The organism is Tenacibaculum sp. TB-53 (genome assembly GCF_059716285.2).
The window spans coordinates 282,575-301,359 of sequence record NZ_CM202790.1 but is presented as its reverse complement, the minus strand read 5'-3'; the positions used below and the strand labels follow the sequence as shown (position 1 = coordinate 301,359).

At 36.7% G+C, this 18,785-nt stretch carries 13 protein-coding genes, 2 tRNA genes and 3 rRNA genes; 7 read left to right on the top strand and 11 right to left on the bottom strand.

The window, feature by feature from the left end; genetic code table 11:
- Complete coding sequence (locus AC3VJB_RS01370) at positions 1-180, bottom strand: CPXCG motif-containing cysteine-rich protein (RefSeq protein WP_167714310.1); 180 nt, start codon at positions 178-180, stop codon at positions 1-3.
- Positions 180-2,198, bottom strand: a complete 2,019-nt coding sequence (locus tag AC3VJB_RS01365; protein ID WP_497666652.1) for a VWA domain-containing protein — start codon at positions 2,196-2,198, stop codon at positions 180-182. The genes AC3VJB_RS01370 and AC3VJB_RS01365 overlap by 1 nt, the downstream gene beginning before the upstream one ends.
- 129 nt (positions 2,199-2,327) lie before the next feature.
- Between AC3VJB_RS01365 and AC3VJB_RS01360 the strand changes: the two genes are divergently transcribed.
- On the top strand, positions 2,328-2,666 hold the full coding sequence (locus AC3VJB_RS01360) for a hypothetical protein (protein ID WP_464836411.1): 339 nt from the start codon (positions 2,328-2,330) through the stop codon (positions 2,664-2,666).
- Here AC3VJB_RS01360 and AC3VJB_RS01355 read toward each other — a convergent pair.
- Complete coding sequence (locus AC3VJB_RS01355; RefSeq protein ID WP_497666651.1) at positions 2,656-3,069, bottom strand: group III truncated hemoglobin; 414 nt, start codon at positions 3,067-3,069, stop codon at positions 2,656-2,658. The two genes, AC3VJB_RS01360 and AC3VJB_RS01355, sit on opposite strands and share 11 nt — an antisense overlap.
- 71 nt (positions 3,070-3,140) lie before the next feature.
- On the opposite strand from AC3VJB_RS01355, the gene AC3VJB_RS01350 reads away from it, so the two are divergent.
- From AC3VJB_RS01350 to AC3VJB_RS01335, 4 genes are all read left to right on the top strand, one after another.
- A complete protein-coding gene (locus AC3VJB_RS01350; RefSeq protein WP_159494605.1) occupies positions 3,141-3,737 on the top strand; it encodes a Crp/Fnr family transcriptional regulator in 597 nt (198 codons plus the stop codon).
- Positions 3,738-4,031: 294 nt separating this feature from the next.
- A complete protein-coding gene (locus tag AC3VJB_RS01345) occupies positions 4,032-4,550 on the top strand; it encodes a hypothetical protein (RefSeq protein WP_159494606.1) in 519 nt (172 codons plus the stop codon).
- Complete coding sequence (locus AC3VJB_RS01340) at positions 4,541-5,056, top strand: hypothetical protein (RefSeq protein WP_159494607.1); 516 nt, start codon at positions 4,541-4,543, stop codon at positions 5,054-5,056. The genes AC3VJB_RS01345 and AC3VJB_RS01340 overlap by 10 nt, the downstream gene beginning before the upstream one ends.
- A 207-nt stretch (positions 5,057-5,263) precedes the next feature.
- Positions 5,264-6,025, top strand: a complete 762-nt coding sequence (locus AC3VJB_RS01335) for a hypothetical protein (protein ID WP_159494610.1) — start codon at positions 5,264-5,266, stop codon at positions 6,023-6,025.
- 124 nt (positions 6,026-6,149) lie between these two features.
- On the opposite strand, the gene AC3VJB_RS01330 is transcribed toward AC3VJB_RS01335, so the two are convergent.
- On the bottom strand, positions 6,150-7,124 hold the full coding sequence (locus AC3VJB_RS01330) for a hypothetical protein (RefSeq protein WP_497666650.1): 975 nt from the start codon (positions 7,122-7,124) through the stop codon (positions 6,150-6,152).
- A gap of 300 nt (positions 7,125-7,424) precedes the next feature.
- Between AC3VJB_RS01330 and AC3VJB_RS01325 the strand changes: the two genes are divergently transcribed.
- The gene (locus tag AC3VJB_RS01325) at positions 7,425-7,943 is read left to right on the top strand and encodes a ClbS/DfsB family four-helix bundle protein (RefSeq protein ID WP_497666649.1); all 519 of its coding nucleotides are present in this window, start codon (positions 7,425-7,427) and stop codon (positions 7,941-7,943) included.
- A gap of 130 nt (positions 7,944-8,073) precedes the next feature.
- Here the strand turns inward: AC3VJB_RS01325 and rrf are convergent.
- The 5 genes from rrf to AC3VJB_RS01300 all read right to left on the bottom strand — a co-directional run bounded on the left by rrf (position 8,074) and on the right by AC3VJB_RS01300 (position 13,278).
- Positions 8,074-8,182, bottom strand: a 5S ribosomal RNA gene (gene rrf / locus AC3VJB_RS01320).
- Positions 8,183-8,282: 100 nt separating this feature from the next.
- A 23S ribosomal RNA gene (locus AC3VJB_RS01315) occupies positions 8,283-11,155 on the bottom strand.
- Positions 11,156-11,391: 236 nt separating this feature from the next.
- Positions 11,392-11,465 (bottom strand) — tRNA-Ala (locus AC3VJB_RS01310).
- Between the two features lie 84 nt (positions 11,466-11,549).
- Positions 11,550-11,623 (bottom strand) — tRNA-Ile (locus AC3VJB_RS01305).
- Between the two features lie 133 nt (positions 11,624-11,756).
- A 16S ribosomal RNA gene (locus AC3VJB_RS01300) occupies positions 11,757-13,278 on the bottom strand.
- Together the 16S, 23S and 5S rRNA genes with 2 tRNA genes alongside form the textbook arrangement of a ribosomal RNA operon.
- 1,035 nt (positions 13,279-14,313) lie before the next feature.
- Here AC3VJB_RS01300 and AC3VJB_RS01295 point away from each other — a divergent pair.
- Complete coding sequence (locus AC3VJB_RS01295; RefSeq protein WP_159495380.1) at positions 14,314-14,589, top strand: hypothetical protein; 276 nt, start codon at positions 14,314-14,316, stop codon at positions 14,587-14,589.
- An 879-nt stretch (positions 14,590-15,468) separates the two neighbouring features.
- On the opposite strand, the gene AC3VJB_RS01290 is transcribed toward AC3VJB_RS01295, so the two are convergent.
- A complete protein-coding gene (locus tag AC3VJB_RS01290) occupies positions 15,469-16,974 on the bottom strand; it encodes a calcineurin-like phosphoesterase C-terminal domain-containing protein (RefSeq protein WP_497666648.1) in 1,506 nt (501 codons plus the stop codon).
- The gene (locus tag AC3VJB_RS01285) at positions 16,967-18,769 is read right to left on the bottom strand and encodes an alkaline phosphatase (RefSeq protein ID WP_497666647.1); all 1,803 of its coding nucleotides are present in this window, start codon (positions 18,767-18,769) and stop codon (positions 16,967-16,969) included. Before AC3VJB_RS01285 ends, AC3VJB_RS01290 begins: the two co-directional genes overlap by 8 nt.
- Positions 18,770-18,785: the final 16 nt, after the last annotated feature.

Below are 18,785 nucleotides of genomic sequence, written 5' to 3'. Positions count from 1 at the left end.
TTATTGTTCTATATTTTTAGCTTCAAAAGCTATTAAATCGTTATTTACAAAGGTAAACGTTATTTGTATAGGATTGCAACATACCTCACAATCTTCTACATACGTTTCAGATGTACTGGCGTCCAGTAACATGGAAATTTCTTCCCAACAATGCGGACATTGAAAAAAGTGCTCATACATCATATTTTACCATAGTATTTTCTAACAAACCACTCTATTGACAATAAAACTATAATCAATAATAACAACCATTTCCAATCAACTAAACTTTGTTTTTGGGTAATAGACTTTTGAGTGGTATAAAAAGATGCATCTTCTTGTATCTTTTTTAATAATTCGTCAACTTTATCTACATAAGCAATTGCTCCGTCTGTTTTTAATGCCAATTGTTCCAGTTTTTTAAAATTAGCATTGGTAAACTGCTCTTCTATCTGATAGTCTTCAATTTTAAACCTACCTGAACTTCTTATATTTTGATTCTTTACAGTTACGGTATATGAATATTCTCCTGAGGCTAATCCTTCAACAGCAACTTGATATGAGTTGTTAAATAACGAAAAAGGAATACTTTTTTTAGCCTTTGATTCTAAATTAGTTACTGTTAACTCTAAAGATGCTCTGCTATCAAATTGGTAGTTTTTATCAACATAAAATGCACTTATAGTTATCGGTTCATTGGCTGCATACAAACGTTGCGCTTTTACCTCTAAACGTTTCCTCTTTTTAGTGGATGCTAAATACTGAACCAAATTTCCTACAAACGTATCAACACTTTCAAAGTTTTTCTCTTTTAAATAACTGGCAGCTCTCCATTTCCAAATACCTTCACCAAATAGCACTGCATACTTTTTATCATTCTCTTCAAAGGTTGACAATAACGGTTGCGTGGTTTCTACCCCTGCATACTTCTGATACAATAAGCTTTGAGATTCTTTTTTAAGCTGTACTTCTCCAAACTTGTCTTTTAGTGGTGGAAATTGACCAAAACCGATATCCTCTTGGTAAAAAGTTAGAAAATCTGCATTGTAAATAGCCGTGTATTCTTCTTTTTGATTGATGGCTCTTTTTTGAACTCCCAAACCTTGACTATTCAAAAAGTTCCAATCTGTTTTAGTTCCTGAAACCAGTAAAAAATTAGAGGATATTTTTTCTAAAGTACTTTTAAAATAACTGTTAGGTTGATACAAAACAAAAAACTGATACGCATCTAAATTTATATTCTTATCCAGTATCAAAGCAATATCTACTTTTCGTTGTTTATTGCTCTCTATCGCTTTTTTAAGCGCTCCTAAATCTGGGTGTAGGAAAGAACTTAATAGTAAAACCTTGGTTTGTTCATCTAAAACTTCAACTGAAAAGCTTTTATAATTGTTCTTTGTGTTTTTTTCATTCGCTATACTACTTATCGATGCTGTGTAATAGTGTACTCCTTTGGTAGCAGACACTAAATTGGCTGTAACAGTTTGTACAGGGTTTTCTGGTGAAAAACGTACTCTTTTTGAAAAAACTCTGTTCCCATTTTTTACAATTGAAAAAGTAGTGTTTACCGTTTCTTTTCCTTCATAATACAACAATGCTTCTACAGGAAACTTGTTCTTTACATAGCTGTACTTATTCACATTTAACTGCGAAATTTGAATGTCTTGATACTTAATGGTATCACCAATAACTACAGGAAATACTTTATGCTTTGTTGATGAAAACTCATAATCGTTTCCTTGTGTTTGGTTTCCATCGGTTATTAAAATGGTAGCTGCATTTTTATCTTTATTCAACTCATTAACAGCATCAATTGCTTTTGAAATATCTGTTTGAGTTTCAGCAAACGATAAACTATCCAACACCTTAATATCGTTCCCAAACGAAAAATACTGTACGTTAAATTTATCTTGAAGTTCTTCGTTGCTTTCTACTTTTGATATTACTTCTTGAACCTTTTTTTCTTCTTTAAAAAACTGAGTAGATAGTGAATTATCCACCAATACAGATAACACCGGTTGTATGTTCTCTGTTTCAAGAGTTGTTATCTTCGGATTGATCAATAACAATCCTATTAAAAAAAGACTTAGGGCTTTTAAGCTAAAAAGTAAGATATGTACTTTCGGAGTGCTATTTACCTTATAGAAATATTGAAAAAAAGCAATGGCTACGCTTATGAATACGGCTAATACAATGTAAATTATAGTTATTGACTCCACTCAGCTTATTTTAGTATGTGAAGATAAAAATATCTAACAAATAAAAACACCTTTTCTTCTTTTTCATTTATGACTTCAATCATAAAAAACTAATTATCAGTTACATAATTTTATCAAAACTATTATATTATGGTAACTACTAAAAACATAACCGCTGAAAAAACACTTCAAAAAACAAATAGCATGGGAATTACGGCTTACATCAATAAAAAAATTGCTGAAGGAGAACGAAATAGCATTGGTGTATCTATTATATTAATTACCGTAGGCTCTATGATTGCCTCCATAACAGCTGCTTTAGCCGTAAATGGTGACGTTAATTTATTTGCCCTAATTTTTGCTTGTGTAACCGCTATGGGGGCTAACGCTGCTGCCATAAGTCAACGCCCTTTTAAAATAATTGCATGGGCATTTATTATCAATATACTCGGTAATATTTCGTTGATCTTTTACCTACTTATGTCGTAGTTGTAGGCTTAGGCTTTGCTTCAAACATTCTAAAAAAGAGCATAGAAGCTATGTTTCGTGCTCTTTCTTTAGCTTCATGCGCTTTGGTTCCGTCAAAAAGTTCATCAACCGTTTCAAACCACAATTGCAACCAGCGTCCGAAGTGTTCCTGATAAATAGCATACTCAAACTCTCTATCTACATCCTTATGTGCTTTCATCGGATTTCCTTTAAACTTTCTAACAAAAAACAAATTTGTTTCCCAAAAATCGGTGAGTTTTTGTAAATGAGGTTCCCAGGTTTCTTCTGGGATTGTTTTTAAAAATATAGGCCCTATAAAATCATCCTTTCTAATTTTATCGTTATAAAAGGTTGATACTAACTTATACACATCTTCCCTATTTTCTATGTCTCTTTTATCCATTTACAAATCGTTGTTGAAATACGCTACAAAAGTATATCTTTATGCAATTGCAATTTATGACTTAAATCATAATGATTCCAGAAGAACTCTTATTAAAATATACCGCTGAAACCAAAAGTTTTCAAAAAGACGAAATCATTTTCTCTGAAAAACAAACCGCACACTACTACTACCAAATAGTAAGCGGAGTGGTTAAAATGAATAATTTTAATGATGACGGTAAAGAATTTATTCAAGGGGTATTTTATAAAAACCAAAGTTTTGGTGAACCGCCTTTATTTATTGATGTAAAATATCCTGCCAATGCGGTGGCTATTTCTGATAGTACGGTTCTAGCTTTATCTAAAAGCAACCTGTTTAAATTACTACAAGACAATCCTGAAATTCACCTAAAAATCACCCAGAGTTTAGCAAAACGTTTGTACTACAAAGCTATTATTGCTTCTGAAATATCGAGTCAAGAACCTGCTCACAGAGTACTCCGCTTTATAGATTATTTAAAAGACGATGTATATAAAGTTGAAGGAAAATATTCTTTTAAAGTAGCCTATACACGTCAGCAAATAGCAGATATTTTAGGTTTACGCGTAGAAACGGTTATTCGAGTCATAAAATCTTTAGAAAAAAAGGGAGACCTAAAAATTAGCAAACGAAAGGTATATCGTTAAAGCTTTCCTACAGAGACCATTCAATAAAGTGTGTTACAAATCATAAAATTAATAGGTTTATGGAATTCCGTAAGATTTTGTACACCCCTTGTAGTAAGTTCGCTGGAATTGTATAATTAGTTAATAAATAACAATTACTCGTTAATAACTTTGTTTTAAGTAACCTATTGATTATACTATATTTGATAGCGTATAAAAATTGCTAAATTTTATGTTATCCCATACTTTTTCCAGGATAAAACAACTAAAGTTTGACATATAACGAGTTAGCAAACATTAAGAAAAAAATAAACAATGACATTAGATAATCTACTTGAAACAATAATAAAATCAGATTATACCAATTGGAATGAGATTGGTTGCTGGGGATATGGAAGTGGCCCCTCTTATAAAAGTCAATTTACATTTTATGAAGCATTTGACGGAGATTCAAATATCTTAAAAGAAGATTCGCATAGTACTATTTCTGTTTATAAAGACGACCTGTCAATAACAATGGCTTATGGTTTAATGTCAAATGATGATTTTAAAGAAGAATGGGCTAACAAATTCCCTGACCCTAAAGCCTATTCTCAAATAGTTGATATCTTCTATAACAATTCCTTAGTTTTTCGAGAAACATATCTTGTTGTAGATGGCGGACGATGTAAGTTACCAATTCCAAGTTATGATGAAAACGGAGAACTTTATGTAGCACGAGGATATTACGATTTCATAAAATTCTTAGAAATGCTTTCATCTGGGACATCAAAAAACTTCGACTATTATTTCGGACAAACGGGAATTAAAATTATTGACAGAGAATGGAAATAACTAGCCTGATTGTTGGAATTGTTGGAGCTATTGCTTCTGCTTATGGCGCATATTTAGCTATAAATGAGGCTAAAAAAGCAAAAAAGTCTGCTGATAAAGCCGAAGAAATGAAAAATACTATCGCAACAGAGCAAAACAAAATTTCTCTTGGAAGACTATTCAATGAAACTAAAAATTGTATGCGAATTACAATTAAGTTAGCAACTTCGGCTACACCAGATAAAAAAACTAGAGGATTAAATTATCAAGATTCAATAGGAAAGATTAGAGAGTTTATTGATATTTTAAAGGAAAACTGCCATTACTTACCTGAACCAAAGATAAAACTAGTCGAAAAAGAATATCAGAATATCGAAACTCAACTTGTTGTATTAGCCAAAGAAAATAATCAACCAAAAAAATATGAGATTGGAGACGATATTCATAAATCTATGGGAGAGATATTAAAACACATTAAACCTGAATTAGACGTAAAAACGTTTGCTTACAAGGTATATAATACATAGCAAATAAGTACTAAACCATAATACTTGTGTTTATTTTAAAAGACCATCAAATTTTTAATTTGGCTTTTAAAAAGAGAAAATTAAAACCAAAATATAAAAATTCGGCTCTGTGCTAATCCGAAAAGTTAGTGTCTTTTTATAAGCTATCTTTCATACACAAACCGTTAGGTGTTATTTAAAAAACGTGCCATCCTGAGATATAAAAACATGATATTAAAAAGCGATTCAATATTAAGAAAAATTCCAAGTGAAATAGGAAAAAAACAATTATTGATAATTGATGGAATTAGATTGACCGTTGACGCTATAGATATTAATTTTCAAAATTTAAAAAGCCATCTTTTAAATTGTTACAAAACAGGCACAAAACAACTAAGTTCAGAAGAGGTTACAAAGTTGCTAATAATAAGTACTTCTATTATTGACTTTACAGACAAGTTTAGTAAACTACTATCTCAATTAGACTATTACCGAGGAAGAAACAACAATAAAAGAAAAGAAAAACTAAAAAAAATCACAGATATTAAAGAAATTGTGGATATTTCAAGGTGTCAGGAAATAATTTTGTTGAGAAATACAATTCAGCATATAAATGGAAATATTGACAAAATAGTATCAAAAAAAGATACAATATTTGGAACTTTGAGATGGGTTCATATACTTCAAAAAGAAGACTCTGATGAACACCAAGCAATTAGTGGAATTATAACTTTTGGAAAAACAGAAAACTACTACGCTGACTTCATAAATCCTTATAGCGTTTCTGAAGGTGTAATGATAGGTATTGATGAAATTGAATACTCACTGGGAGACAAAAAAATGAGTATAACTTGGCTTATTGTTTTGATTAAAGAAGTATGTAAAATACTAGAAAAGGAAATTAAGTCTTATGAGTTAAATACAACGAGTACAGCCAAAGGAGATAGGTTAATGATGATTGATTGGAAAAAAATAAAAAACACCATCTAATACCGTGTATAATTAATTGCTAGGTTCTTACCTAATTACGAAAGTCCTCGCGGATTTTCTATTCGGTTTTTATTTACTAAGTTAGTTGTTTAACCATGCAAAAAACCATGTACAAAACTGGTAGCTACAATTCGTTTACATAATTCTCTGCACGCTTTGTTGATTTATATATCTGTAAGGAAAACTTAGTGAAGCTCGCTAATATTACAGCATGGGTCTCTGATATTACGGCATGCTCCGTTGACACCACGGCACGGGTCGCTGATACCACGGCATGCTCCGTTAACATCACGGCATGGGTCGCTGATATCACGGCATGCTCCGTTAACACCACGGCACGGGTCGCTGATACTACGGCATCCTCCGTTGACATCAAGGCACGGGTCGCTGATACTACGGCATGCTCCGTTAACACCAAGGCATGGGTCGCTGATACTACGGCACGCTCCGTTAACACCAAGGCATGGGTCTCTGATATTACGGCATACTCCGTTAACACCACGGCACGGGTCGCTGATATCACGGCATACTCCGTTAACACCACGGCACGGGTCGCTGATATCACGGCATGCTCCGTTGACACCACGGCATGGGTCGCTGATACTACGGCGTGCTCCGTTGACACCACGGCATGGGTCGCTGATATCACGGCATGCTCCGTTGACACCACGGCATGTGTCGCTGATACTACGGCATGCTCCGTTAACACCACGGCATGGGTCGCTGATATCACGGCATGCTCCGTTAACACCAAGGCACGGGTCGCTGATATTACGGCACACTCCGTTAACATCACGGCATGGGTCGCTGATATCACGGCATACTCCGTTAACACCACGGCACGCTCCGTTAACACCAAGGCATGCTCCGTCAACACCACGGCACGGGTCGCTGATACTACGGCATGCTCCGTTAACATCACGGCATGGGTCGCTGATACTACGGCATGCTCCGTTAACACCACGGTATGGGTCGCTGATTGTTCCGTTGTGTTGAGAAAAGACCAGCGTGACGCGCTGACGGTTTCGTTACGTTGAGGAAAGCTCAGCAAAGCTCGCTGACCGTTTCGTTGCGTTGAGGAAAACTCAGCGAAGCTCACTTAGAGTATTCAATAAAGTGTGTGGGAGTATTCAATAAAGTGTGTCATAAATCATAAAATTGATAGATTTATAAAACTCCGTAATATTTTATATACATATTGTAGTAAGTTTATTGGAGTTACATAATTAATTAACAAATACCGATTACTCATTAATAACTTTACTTTAAATAACGTATTAGTTTTAATACATTTGAAAACGTATAAAAAAAGGTGGATGCAAAAACTGAAAAGTTAAGTATTAAACCATGTTATTCATATCCGAGTGCGTTATGCTTCATATGAACAAAAAACAAAGAAATGGCAGTTCCAAAAAATAAAGAAGAATTGATTTTTGAAATTGAGAATAACTATTCCAAACTGAAAAAGGACTTAGAAAGTATTCCAACGGAACTGACCAAAGAAAAAGAACTCGAAGGACATGCAAAAGAAACTAAAATGAGTGTGTCAGATTTGGTTGCTTATCTTGTTGGTTGGTCTGAACTCGTCCTGAAATGGAATCACCGAAAAGATAAAGGACAAATTGTGGAATTTCCAGAAACAGGATTTAAGTGGAATGAATTAGGGAAACTTGCTCAAAAATTTTATTCTGATTACGAAAATTTTGATTACAAAACACTTCTAACCGAATTGGACAGAAATGTAGGAAAAATATTAGAGCTAATTAAAACGAATGACAACGCGGATTTGTATGAAAAGTGGACTAAAGGAAAAATGATACAATTAAACACTTCATCACCATACAAAAACGCAAGAAGCAGAGTTCGAAAGTGGAAAAAACAGAATGAAGAAAAAATACGAACTCATAATAATACATAACTGCAATTAAAAATTACTTCTTTTATAATTATAAAAATAACGGGCAAAGGATTAAAAACTACGAGATACAGCAATCCTAAAAATAAGATCAAAAAAAACCTCAATCTTTTAAAGATTGAGGCTTGATAAAGAAAGGCAACGACCTACTCTCCCACCTGTGGCAGTACCATTGGCGCTAATGGGCTTAACTTCTCTGTTCGGAATGGTAAGAGGTGAGCCCCATTGCGATAATCACCTTAAATCGTTTCAGTATATTTCAACTGTAAAAGTTAACATATTAGTAAAATCATATCCTAAATTCATCAAAGAGTTTGCTCCCGGCCACTAGGACCGGGATACGTACATAAGCCTATGGGTTATTAGTACTACTCAGCTACATACATTACTGCACTTACACTTATAGCCTATCAACGTGGTGATCTTCCACGACCCTTTAAAGAAATCTCATCTTGTGGTGGGTTTCGCGCTTATATGCTTTCAGCGCTTATCCCTTCCCGACGTAGCTACTCTGCAGTGCCCCTGGCGAGACAACAGATACACTAGAGGTCAGTCCAACTCGGTCCTCTCGTACTAAAGTCAGATCCACTCAAATTTCTAACGCCCACAGCAGATAGAGACCGAACTGTCTCACGACGTTCTGAACCCAGCTCGCGTGCCACTTTAATGGGCGAACAGCCCAACCCTTGGGACCTTCTCCAGCCCCAGGATGTGACGAGCCGACATCGAGGTGCCAAACCCCCCCGTCGATGTGAGCTCTTGGGGGAGATCAGCCTGTTATCCCCGGAGTACCTTTTATCCTTTGAGCGATGGCCCTTCCATGCGGAACCACCGGATCACTATGCTCTACTTTCGTACCTGATCGACCTGTATGTCTCTCAGTCAAGCTCCCTTATGCCATTGCACTCTACGCACGGTTACCAAGCGTGCTGAGGGAACCTTTAGAAGCCTCCGTTACTCTTTTGGAGGCGACCACCCCAGTCAAACTACCCACCACGCACTGTTCTCATTGCTGAGTTAGGCTCTAGATAAGCAAAGGGTGGTATTTCAAGGATGACTCCACAACGCCTAGCGACGCCGCTTCAAAGTCTCCCACCTATCCTACACATTACTTATCCAAAGTCAATACGAAGCTATAGTAAAGGTTCACGGGGTCTTTTCGTCCCGCTGCGGGTAATCGGCATCTTCACCGATACTACAATTTCACCGAGCTCATGGCTGAGACAGTATCCAGATCGTTGCACCATTCGTGCAGGTCGGAACTTACCCGACAAGGAATTTCGCTACCTTAGGACCGTTATAGTTACGGCCGCCGTTTACTGGGGCTTCATTTGATTGCGTCGCCGAAGCTAACAACTCCACTTAACCTTCCAGCACCGGGCAGGTGTCAGGCCTTATACATCATCTTTCAATTTAGCAAAGCCCTGTGTTTTTGATAAACAGTCGCCTGGATCTTTTCACTGCGGCCAACATTGCTGTTGGCGACTCTTCTCCCGAAGTTACGAGTCTATTTTGCCTAGTTCCTTAGCCATGAATCTCTCGAGCACCTTAGAATTCTCATCCCAACTACCTGTGTCGGTTTACGGTACGGGTTCTTATAACCTGAAGCTTAGAGGTTTTTCTTGGAAGTTTTTAGGCACACTATCCACGCATCCGAAGACTTGTGGTACTATCACACTTCAGCTAAACCAGCGGATTTGCCTACCAGTCTAATACCTAAATGTTTCAACGAACTATTCCGTCAGTTCGCGGTGCTTTCAGTACTCCGTCACCCCATCGCAATTATAAGAAGTACAGGAATATTAACCTGTTGTCCATCGACTACTCCCTTCGGATTCGCCTTAGGTCCCGACTAACCCTCAGCTGATTAGCATCGCTGAGGAAACCTTAGTCTTTCGGTGAGGGGGTTTCTCGCCCCCTTTATCGTTACTTATGCCTACATTTTCTTTTCTATACGTTCCAGCATGCCTCACAGCACACCTTCAGCACATATAGAATGCTCCCCTACCACTTTTAAAAGTCCATAGCTTCGGTAATATGTTTATGCCCGATTATTATCCATGCTCGACCGCTCGACTAGTGAGCTGTTACGCACTCTTTAAATGAATGGCTGCTTCCAAGCCAACATCCTAGCTGTCTGGGCAGTCAAACCTCGTTTTTTCAACTTAACATATATTTGGGGACCTTAGCTGATGGTCTGGGTTCTTTCCCTCTCGGACATGGACCTTAGCACCCATGCCCTCACTGCTGAAAAACATTTTATAGCATTCGGAGTTTGTCAGGAATTGGTAGGCGGTGAAGCCCCCGCATCCAATCAGTAGCTCTACCTCTATAAAACTTTTATTCAACGCTGCACCTAAATGCATTTCGGGGAGTACGAGCTATTTCCGAGTTTGATTGGCCTTTCACCCCTACCCACAGGTCATCCAAAGACTTTTCAACGTCAACTGGTTCGGTCCTCCACTGTGTGTTACCACAGCTTCAACCTGCCCATGGGTAGATCACTCGGTTTCGCGTCTACTACTACTAACTATAACCGCCCTATTCAGACTCGCTTTCGCTTCGGCTCCAGACCTTAAATCTTTAACCTTGCTAGCAACAGTAACTCGTAGGCTCATTATGCAAAAGGCACGCCGTCACACAGTAAATGTGCTTCGACCGCTTGTAGGCGTACGGTTTCAGGTTCTCTTTCACTCCCTTACTTAGGGTTCTTTTCACCTTTCCCTCACGGTACTAGTTCACTATCGGTCTTTCAGGAGTATTTAGCCTTACCGGATGGTCCCGGTGGATTCATACAGGATTACACGTGTCCCGCACTACTCAGGGTACTGCTATATCCTCTTCGATTACCTGTACGAGACTATCACTCTCTGCGGTTCGTCTTTCCAAACGATTCCAGTTCTCTTAGATTCTAATGTCGCAGCCCTACAACCCCAATATTGCCGTAACAACATTGGTTTGGGCTAATCCGCGTTCGCTCGCCACTACTAACGGAATCACTTTTGTTTTCTCTTCCTATGGTTACTTAGATGTTTCAGTTCACCACGTTTGCTCACCCGAAGGTGTGACATGTCTTCAACATGACGGGTTGCCCCATTCGGAAATCTACGGATCATAAAATATGTGCTTCTCCCCGTAGCTTATCGCAGCTTATCGCGTCCTTCTTCGCCTCTGAAAGCCTAGGCATCCTCCATACGCCCTTATTTAGCTTATTGTACTTTTTGCTGTAGTATCTCTACTACAACGAGCTCTTTATAATTCTTGTTCTTATAAAAATATGTTGTTAGATGTTATCTAACTCTCTATCTTGATTCTTTACGATATCATTTTACCAATATGTCAATGAACGTTGTGGCGAGTCGCCACTGACAAGTAATTAAACTTGTTAGTTACAATCTGCCTGCAATACTCTCAGAAATAATAATTATTATTATCTCTGGGCATTGCCCAGTGGAGAATATCGGAGTCGAACCGATGACCTCTTGCGTGCAAGGCAAGCGCTCTAGCCAGCTGAGCTAATCCCCCAATTGCAAATTCAAAATTATGAATTCAGAATTATGAATTGTGAATCCCAACTTCTAGAATTTCCTGTACTTAGTCTTAAAATTGTAGTCTCGGGCAGACTCGAACTGCCGACCTCTACATTATCAGTGTAGCGCTCTAACCAGCTGAGCTACGAGACTGTCTTAGACAGCTTAGATATTAATATCAAACATCTAAAAATTATCTCCTTTTTAAGATCTTAGTCTATTTTTTTTTAAAATTAACAGCAAAGAGTAAAACTAACCTCTATTGTAACTCACCATCTTTCTCTAGAAAGGAGGTGTTCCAGCCGCACCTTCCGGTACGGCTACCTTGTTACGACTTAGCCCTAGTTACCAGTTTTACCCTAGGCAGCTCCTTGCGGTAACCGACTTCAGGCACCCCCAGCTTCCATGGCTTGACGGGCGGTGTGTACAAGGCCCGGGAACGTATTCACCGGATCATGGCTGATATCCGATTACTAGCGATTCCAGCTTCACGGAGTCGAGTTGCAGACTCCGATCCGAACTGTGATATGGTTTATAGATTCGCTCCAACTCGCGTTGTGGCTGCTCATTGTCCATACCATTGTAGCACGTGTGTAGCCCAGGACGTAAGGGCCGTGATGATTTGACGTCATCCCCACCTTCCTCACGGTTTGCACCGGCAGTCTCGCTAGAGTCCTCAGCTTTACCTGCTAGCAACTAACGATAAGGGTTGCGCTCGTTATAGGACTTAACCTGACACCTCACGGCACGAGCTGACGACAACCATGCAGCACCTTGTAAAGTGTCCGAAGAAAAAGGTATCTCTACCCCTGTCACTCTACATTTAAGCCCTGGTAAGGTTCCTCGCGTATCATCGAATTAAACCACATGCTCCACCGCTTGTGCGGGCCCCCGTCAATTCCTTTGAGTTTCAATCTTGCGATCGTACTCCCCAGGTGGGACACTTATCACTTTCGCTTAGTCACTGAGACAAATCCCAACAACTAGTGTCCATCGTTTACGGCGTGGACTACCAGGGTATCTAATCCTGTTCGCTCCCCACGCTTTCGTCCATGAGCGTCAGTATATACGTAGTAGACTGCCTTCGCAATCGGTATTCTAAGTAATATCTATGCATTTCACCGCTACACTACTTATTCTATCTACTTCCGTATAACTCAAGTCAACCAGTATCAAAGGCAGTTCCATAGTTAAGCTATGGGATTTCACCTCTGACTTAATTGACCGCCTGCGGACCCTTTAAACCCAATGATTCCGGATAACGCTTGCACCCTCCGTATTACCGCGGCTGCTGGCACGGAGTTAGCCGGTGCTTATTCTTACAGTACCGTCAAGGTCGTACACGTACGACTGTTTCTTCCTGTATAAAAGCAGTTTACAACCCATAGGGCAGTCTTCCTGCACGCGGCATGGCTGGTTCAGAGTTGCCTCCATTGACCAATATTCCTCACTGCTGCCTCCCGTAGGAGTCTGGTCCGTGTCTCAGTACCAGTGTGGGGGATAATCCTCTCAGACCCCCTACCTATCGTTGCCATGGTAAGCCGTTACCTTACCATCTAGCTAATAGGACGCATAGTCATCTTGTACCAATAAATCTTTAATTTAAAAATGATGCCATCTCTAAACATTATGGAGTATTAATCTTCATTTCTAAAGGCTATCCTCCTGTACAAGGCAGATTCTATACGCGTTACGCACCCGTTCGCCGGTCGCCGACATCTAGCAAGCTAGATTCGCTGCCCCTCGACTTGCATGTGTTAAGCCTGCCGCTAGCGTTCATCCTGAGCCAGGATCAAACTCTTCATTGTATAATCTTTAATATTATTAATGTTAAGTTCCAAAAGAATTTTATAATAGCTTAATCTCTTAAACTACTACCGGTAATTCTACTCTTTAATTACGCTGTCAATTTCAATATTTTCAATGAACTTGTGGCGAGTCACCAATGACAAGTTTTTACTTATCTTACGACTCATCCTCTTGTAGAAACACTAGACTCGAACTAGTAACTTATCGTCTTCCAAAATTTCTGTGATCGTACCGCTTTGTGAAAGCGGATGCAAAACTACAAACTCTTTTTAATCTGACAAAACTTTTTTTAAAGTTTTTTTTTCGTTTGATTTGCTACACTATTTTAATGAACTGCTTCCCTAAAATTCGGACTGCAAAGATACTTACTTTATTCCCTAATAAACAAGAATTTGTTAAACTATTTTTTAACCTTTTCTTTAAATATCTTACACCCCTATCTTAATGAACTTTTGCTAACTTTAAAACTTAGCGCTTCTCCGTTGGCGGGTGCAAATATAGATACCTTTTCCCACTTAACAAGCAATTTTTAAACCTTTTTTTTAAAATATCTATTAATACGTTATTATATAATTAGTTACACCCGAAAGTTTTTCTAACCAATCAAAACAATACCTACTCTTTTACTCTAAACACTCTATTACAAACCGTGACATTATACTTACTGCACTTACCTACATGAGCCCTAAAATAACTTGTATATACTATATATAATGTAACAAATCGCGTTAGGGATTGAAGTGACATCCTTTGTTTTTAGGTAAATTTAACTAATGTTATGATAAAAAGTATTTCAAATTTAGAGGGAGCAACAATTCTTAATCAAACAGCATGAGAGTTACTTATAACATTAAGACCACTCATATCTCTTCGAGGTGACAGTTACCGAAAAAGATTACTTAGTCATACCTCTTTTCTAAATAATCGAAATCAATAAACACCAACCACTTCGGAAATCCACATTTTTTTCTGCATATATCACCTTTTAAATCATTATTCCAACAAGTAATTTTGCATATATAAAATCATGAATTATGGAAGAAGTAGTTTTTAAAGCCTTATTAACTGATACTAAATTTAATAGAATAGATAATTTTATTCAAGAAGTAATTAACACTAACAAAAATAACGGAGCTACCTACGAGTCAGTAAGAGAGTCTATTATAAAATTGGTTTTATACCGATTTATTAAAATAGACACTAACGCTTCTAACGACTGTATTCTACGAGAGAATAATTTTTATCAAGCTCGTGAACTTGGTAGTGTGAGTTCCTGGTTAGAAAAAAGACGTACTTACGAGTATTCTTAATAAAGTTACTTACACACACTAAAGTCAAATTGGATAACAACCTAATCCAGTAAATCAAAAACGGTCATTTCGAACGGATACTGAGCGAAGTCGAAGTGGAAATCGACGTAATCCATTGAATGTGAACTAATCACAAACATACACTTTCATTTTGTCTTGATACAAAACGAAACAAAAAATCAAGACTTATTTTTCCTTTTTTGAATTCTACGTTGTATTCCGTATTCGAATCCAGACCGTAAACTCTTTGGATTCTCTTATACTCCATAACCTTGAATTCTAGCAAAATAAAAATAGGTCGGTTTTTACTCATAAGCCTTCTTTACTTTACAATGACAATAATAAAACGTCATTACGAACGGACACTGAGTCTTTCGACTATCGCTCAAGATAAACTATGATCGAAGTGGAAAGTGATGTAATCTCATGAATTAGGAGTTACTCATAACTTTAAGATTTCTCGCTATCGCTCGAAATGACGGGAAACAAAAAAAAGATTGCTTCGTCATACCTCCTCGCAATGACGATAATAAAACGTCCTCAGGAAGCAAGCCAAAAATTACATCTAACTGTCACTTCGAGTGAAATTCATAAAACATAATAAAAAGGAATTTTGTATCGAGAAGTATTTGGTAGTAACAAGGTTCTCGATACTATTTTGTTTCACTTGGTTACACAAAATCACTCGAACTGACATTTAAAACGTTATTACGAACAAACACTGAGCACAATTAAAGCGGAAAGTGACGTAATCTCATAACTTTAAGACCTCTTAACTTACTTCGTAAGCTATCTTCGAGGTGACTGAAACCAAGAAAAAGATTTCTCAGTCGTAACCTCCTTCGAAATGACCGTTATCAAGAAACTCCCCTCCTTTTGTTATTGCTTGTAAAAAACTCTTACGTCTTCTGCTTGTAATTTTAATAAGTCGTCTTTCACTCTAACTCTTATTAAATGCATTCCTTTTGAAAGGTTTTCAGATATTTTAAGCCTCCATAGGTGTTTACTTTTTGTAGTTGGTTTGGGCATTTTAGATAGTTTTTGTCCTTTATACCTTTCTAATTCTTGAAGTAAATAAAATCTTTTTAACTCTGGTGCTACTCCTTGATAATACTCCATAGATTGCCATGTTGTACCATCAAAAGAAACCTCAACTTTTGTAGATTCTCCTCCTGCAAACACATTCGCATATACATAAGGTTCATTTAAAATGTTCATTTCTGTATCCCATTCTTTGTTCTCTGGAACCCAAATATACATTTGCTTTTCTATAGGTGCTCCTGAAACCTTATAACTAAGATGATAATCTTTATCTTCTGTTTCTAAGAACCAATATCCTTTTGGAGTACCATCATACATCATCGCAAATGGAACTCCATGAATATCGTGCGCTCCTTGCCACCAAGCACCACAAACCGCTCCTCCTACTAACTGATGAACTGCTGGTTTCTGATTTCTTTGAAAGTAGCTATGGTATTGTGTATGTGTATGCCCCGCAGCAATCAATACTTTGTCAAAAGGATTCATTAATGATATGAATTCTTCCTTATTACTTGTATACTCCAAAGGGATATGCGTAAAAACTTTTATCGAGTTATACTTGGTTGCAAACTTCTTAGTAATGTGAGACACAAATGTTAATTGATCTTCATCAAACTTACCTATATACTCACGATTATTTATTGGGAAATTGTTGTTGAGCACCAAAAACAGGTTGTTTCCGTATTCAAAAGCATAGTACGAAGGTCCAAACGAAGCTTCGTAAGTTTTGTCTCTATTAGAAAGTTCTTGTTCTCCAAAGTTTAAATCGTGATTCCCTATTACATAAAACACAGGTACTCCAATCAACCCTAATGATTCTGATAGAGGTTTAAATATGTTAAGATTATCAAACGAAAGATCTCCTAATGGAATTATTAAGTCTGGTTTGTTTTTTACTAATTCTTCTGTTACTAACTTATTAACATGATGAATATCATCAATTACATCTGATTGAGGATCTCCTAACAACGCTATTTTCACCTTGTCTTTTTCCTTATTAATATATAACGGAAAATCAAATGATTTTTTATTGGTTAACTCTTGAAATAGATAGTAAAACTTCAAATTATTTTGTGGGGTACGTGGTGAAACGTACCCCTTTGGTTTGATAATAAATAGTGGATTATTCTCTAAAGTCTTTATTTTATAAATCCCTTTAGTATTTGTTGCTACAACATCTTTTCCATTGCTTACAAGTATACCTTTAAGGACTTTATCTCCTTTGTCATAAATTCCATTTTTATTCTTATCATGATAAACTCTTCCTGAAATTTTAGGCAATTGCCCTAAAGCTACTTGTACTATAAGTACTAATAAACCGAAAAGAAATCTTGATCTATTCATTAGTTTTTACCTTTAAGATTTCTAGAACCTTCCCTAAAAGATCGCTATTTTCATAAACTCCTTGTAATTTATCTGATTGTGGACCGTATGCAAACAAAGGCACCATTGCTCCTGTATGATCGTGAGTAGTAAAGTCTCCTTCAATCATATGGTTTTCTACATTTCCTTGTGGAATAGAAAACCCTGAAGTTTCATGATCTGCTGTAACAATTACTAAGGTATTTTTATTAGCATCTGCAAATTTTATCGCTTCAGTTACCGCCTTGTCAAAATCAATTCCTTCTGCTATAATTCCATGGGTATCGTTAAAATGTCCATAACTATCTATTTGAGCTCCTTCTATCATTAATAAAAATGGTTCTTTTTTCGACTTTAAAAAAGACAAACTACGTTGAGTTGCTTTTGCTAAAAAATTACCTCTTCCTTGCTTGATTCCTGGCATACCTCCTTCTGCTGTAAAAACTCCTACTTTTTCTTCATCATTAGCAATTTCTTCAATAGTATTTTTAATACTGAAGGGCATCGTTTGTTTATTTAAGAAGTGTTTTGCTCCACCACCTATAAACAATGAAATCTCACTTTTTTCAAGATCTCTTGCTATTTGTTGCATATGTGATCTATCTTTTTGATGTGCGTAAAAAGCCGATGGAGTTGCTCCTGTAATTTCATCAGTAGTAATTAAGCCAATATTATAATTGTGTTCTACTAATAACTCACTGATGTTTTTTACTGGTTTGCCATCTGGTCCTACACCAATTGCTCTATTGTATGTTTTAACTCCAGTTGCTATAGCAGTACCTCCTGCAGCAGAATCTGTTGTAAAATCGTCTGAAGATTGTGTTTTTAAAAACCCAACACTTCTTAATTGAGTTAATGTTAAATTTCCACCATTTGCTAAAGCTGCTGCTGAAATTTGAGATACTCCATTTCCATCACCAATTAATAAGATGATATTTTCTACTTTTTTGTTTTTTTGATCGTAGGCGAATGTAGGTTTGTAAACTTCTGATTTTTCTTTATTGAAGCTCACTCTTTTTGATAAGCTTTTTAGGTATTTAGTAGCTTCAAAAGGTTGATCGGTATTTATAAAATCAACTTTTAAATCTGTAAAAACTTTCCAAGCTGACTCTGAATCTGGTGCTCCCCAAAAACGAAAAGGCTTGTTTAAATTGTGTGCTGTTTCAATTACTTTTTTTACTCTTTTAAGATCATCTGCAACCATTCTTCCTTTTCCGTTCCATACAGAATAGTTTTTATAATCAACACTAATTAACCCAACCTTATTCCAAGCTTCTTGGTTTAAAATCTTAGTTAATTTTTGATGGTCGAATTGTATATAATCCGGATAGTCTACATAATCTTTGACCTGTGGTTTTCCACCTGAAATAACAAACTGTATATTTTCATTTTTAGTTAAATCAGGATACTTCTTTAATATTTTTACTAAACGATTTAGTGTACTATAAGGTTCTGACTTTACATCTATTAACAACTGTATTTTATGTGTAAGTTGAAGATCATTCTTTAAAGCAGTTCTTAAAGGATCTAAATAAAGCGACTCTATAGTGTGTTTGCTGATAATCTCAGCTGTTTCGTGTGCTACAAATAGGGTATTATCTTTGAATATTACATCTATTTCTAAAGAATGAACTCCCGCTGCATAGGCTTTCCAAAAAGGAACAGATTGTTTATAATCGTTGTGAGAATGTACTTTATAAGTATAGTTTGAGGTTTGTGCTTGTATAGCTCCTACCCCTAATATTAGGTATAAAAATATCTTTTGAATAAATTTCATTTTATGCATTTATAAA

What these genes read in the sequence shown, in the direction of transcription:
- AC3VJB_RS01370 (WP_167714310.1), bottom strand. Translation starts at nt 180, where the DNA reads ATGTATGAGCACTTTTTTCAATGTCCGCATTGTTGGGAAGAAATTTCC.
- AC3VJB_RS01345 (WP_159494606.1), top strand. Translation starts at nt 4,032, where the DNA reads ATGACATTAGATAATCTACTTGAAACAATAATAAAATCAGATTATACC.
- AC3VJB_RS01325 (WP_497666649.1), top strand. Translation starts at nt 7,425, where the DNA reads ATGGCAGTTCCAAAAAATAAAGAAGAATTGATTTTTGAAATTGAGAAT.
- AC3VJB_RS01335 (WP_159494610.1), top strand. Translation starts at nt 5,264, where the DNA reads ATGATATTAAAAAGCGATTCAATATTAAGAAAAATTCCAAGTGAAATA.
- AC3VJB_RS01350 (WP_159494605.1), top strand. Translation starts at nt 3,141, where the DNA reads ATGATTCCAGAAGAACTCTTATTAAAATATACCGCTGAAACCAAAAGT.
- AC3VJB_RS01360 (WP_464836411.1), top strand. Translation starts at nt 2,328, where the DNA reads ATGGTAACTACTAAAAACATAACCGCTGAAAAAACACTTCAAAAAACA.
- AC3VJB_RS01355 (WP_497666651.1), bottom strand. Translation starts at nt 3,069, where the DNA reads ATGGATAAAAGAGACATAGAAAATAGGGAAGATGTGTATAAGTTAGTA.
- AC3VJB_RS01285 (WP_497666647.1), bottom strand. Translation starts at nt 18,769, where the DNA reads ATGAAATTTATTCAAAAGATATTTTTATACCTAATATTAGGGGTAGGA.
- AC3VJB_RS01295 (WP_159495380.1), top strand. Translation starts at nt 14,314, where the DNA reads ATGGAAGAAGTAGTTTTTAAAGCCTTATTAACTGATACTAAATTTAAT.
- AC3VJB_RS01340 (WP_159494607.1), top strand. Translation starts at nt 4,541, where the DNA reads ATGGAAATAACTAGCCTGATTGTTGGAATTGTTGGAGCTATTGCTTCT.
- AC3VJB_RS01290 (WP_497666648.1), bottom strand. Translation starts at nt 16,974, where the DNA reads ATGAATAGATCAAGATTTCTTTTCGGTTTATTAGTACTTATAGTACAA.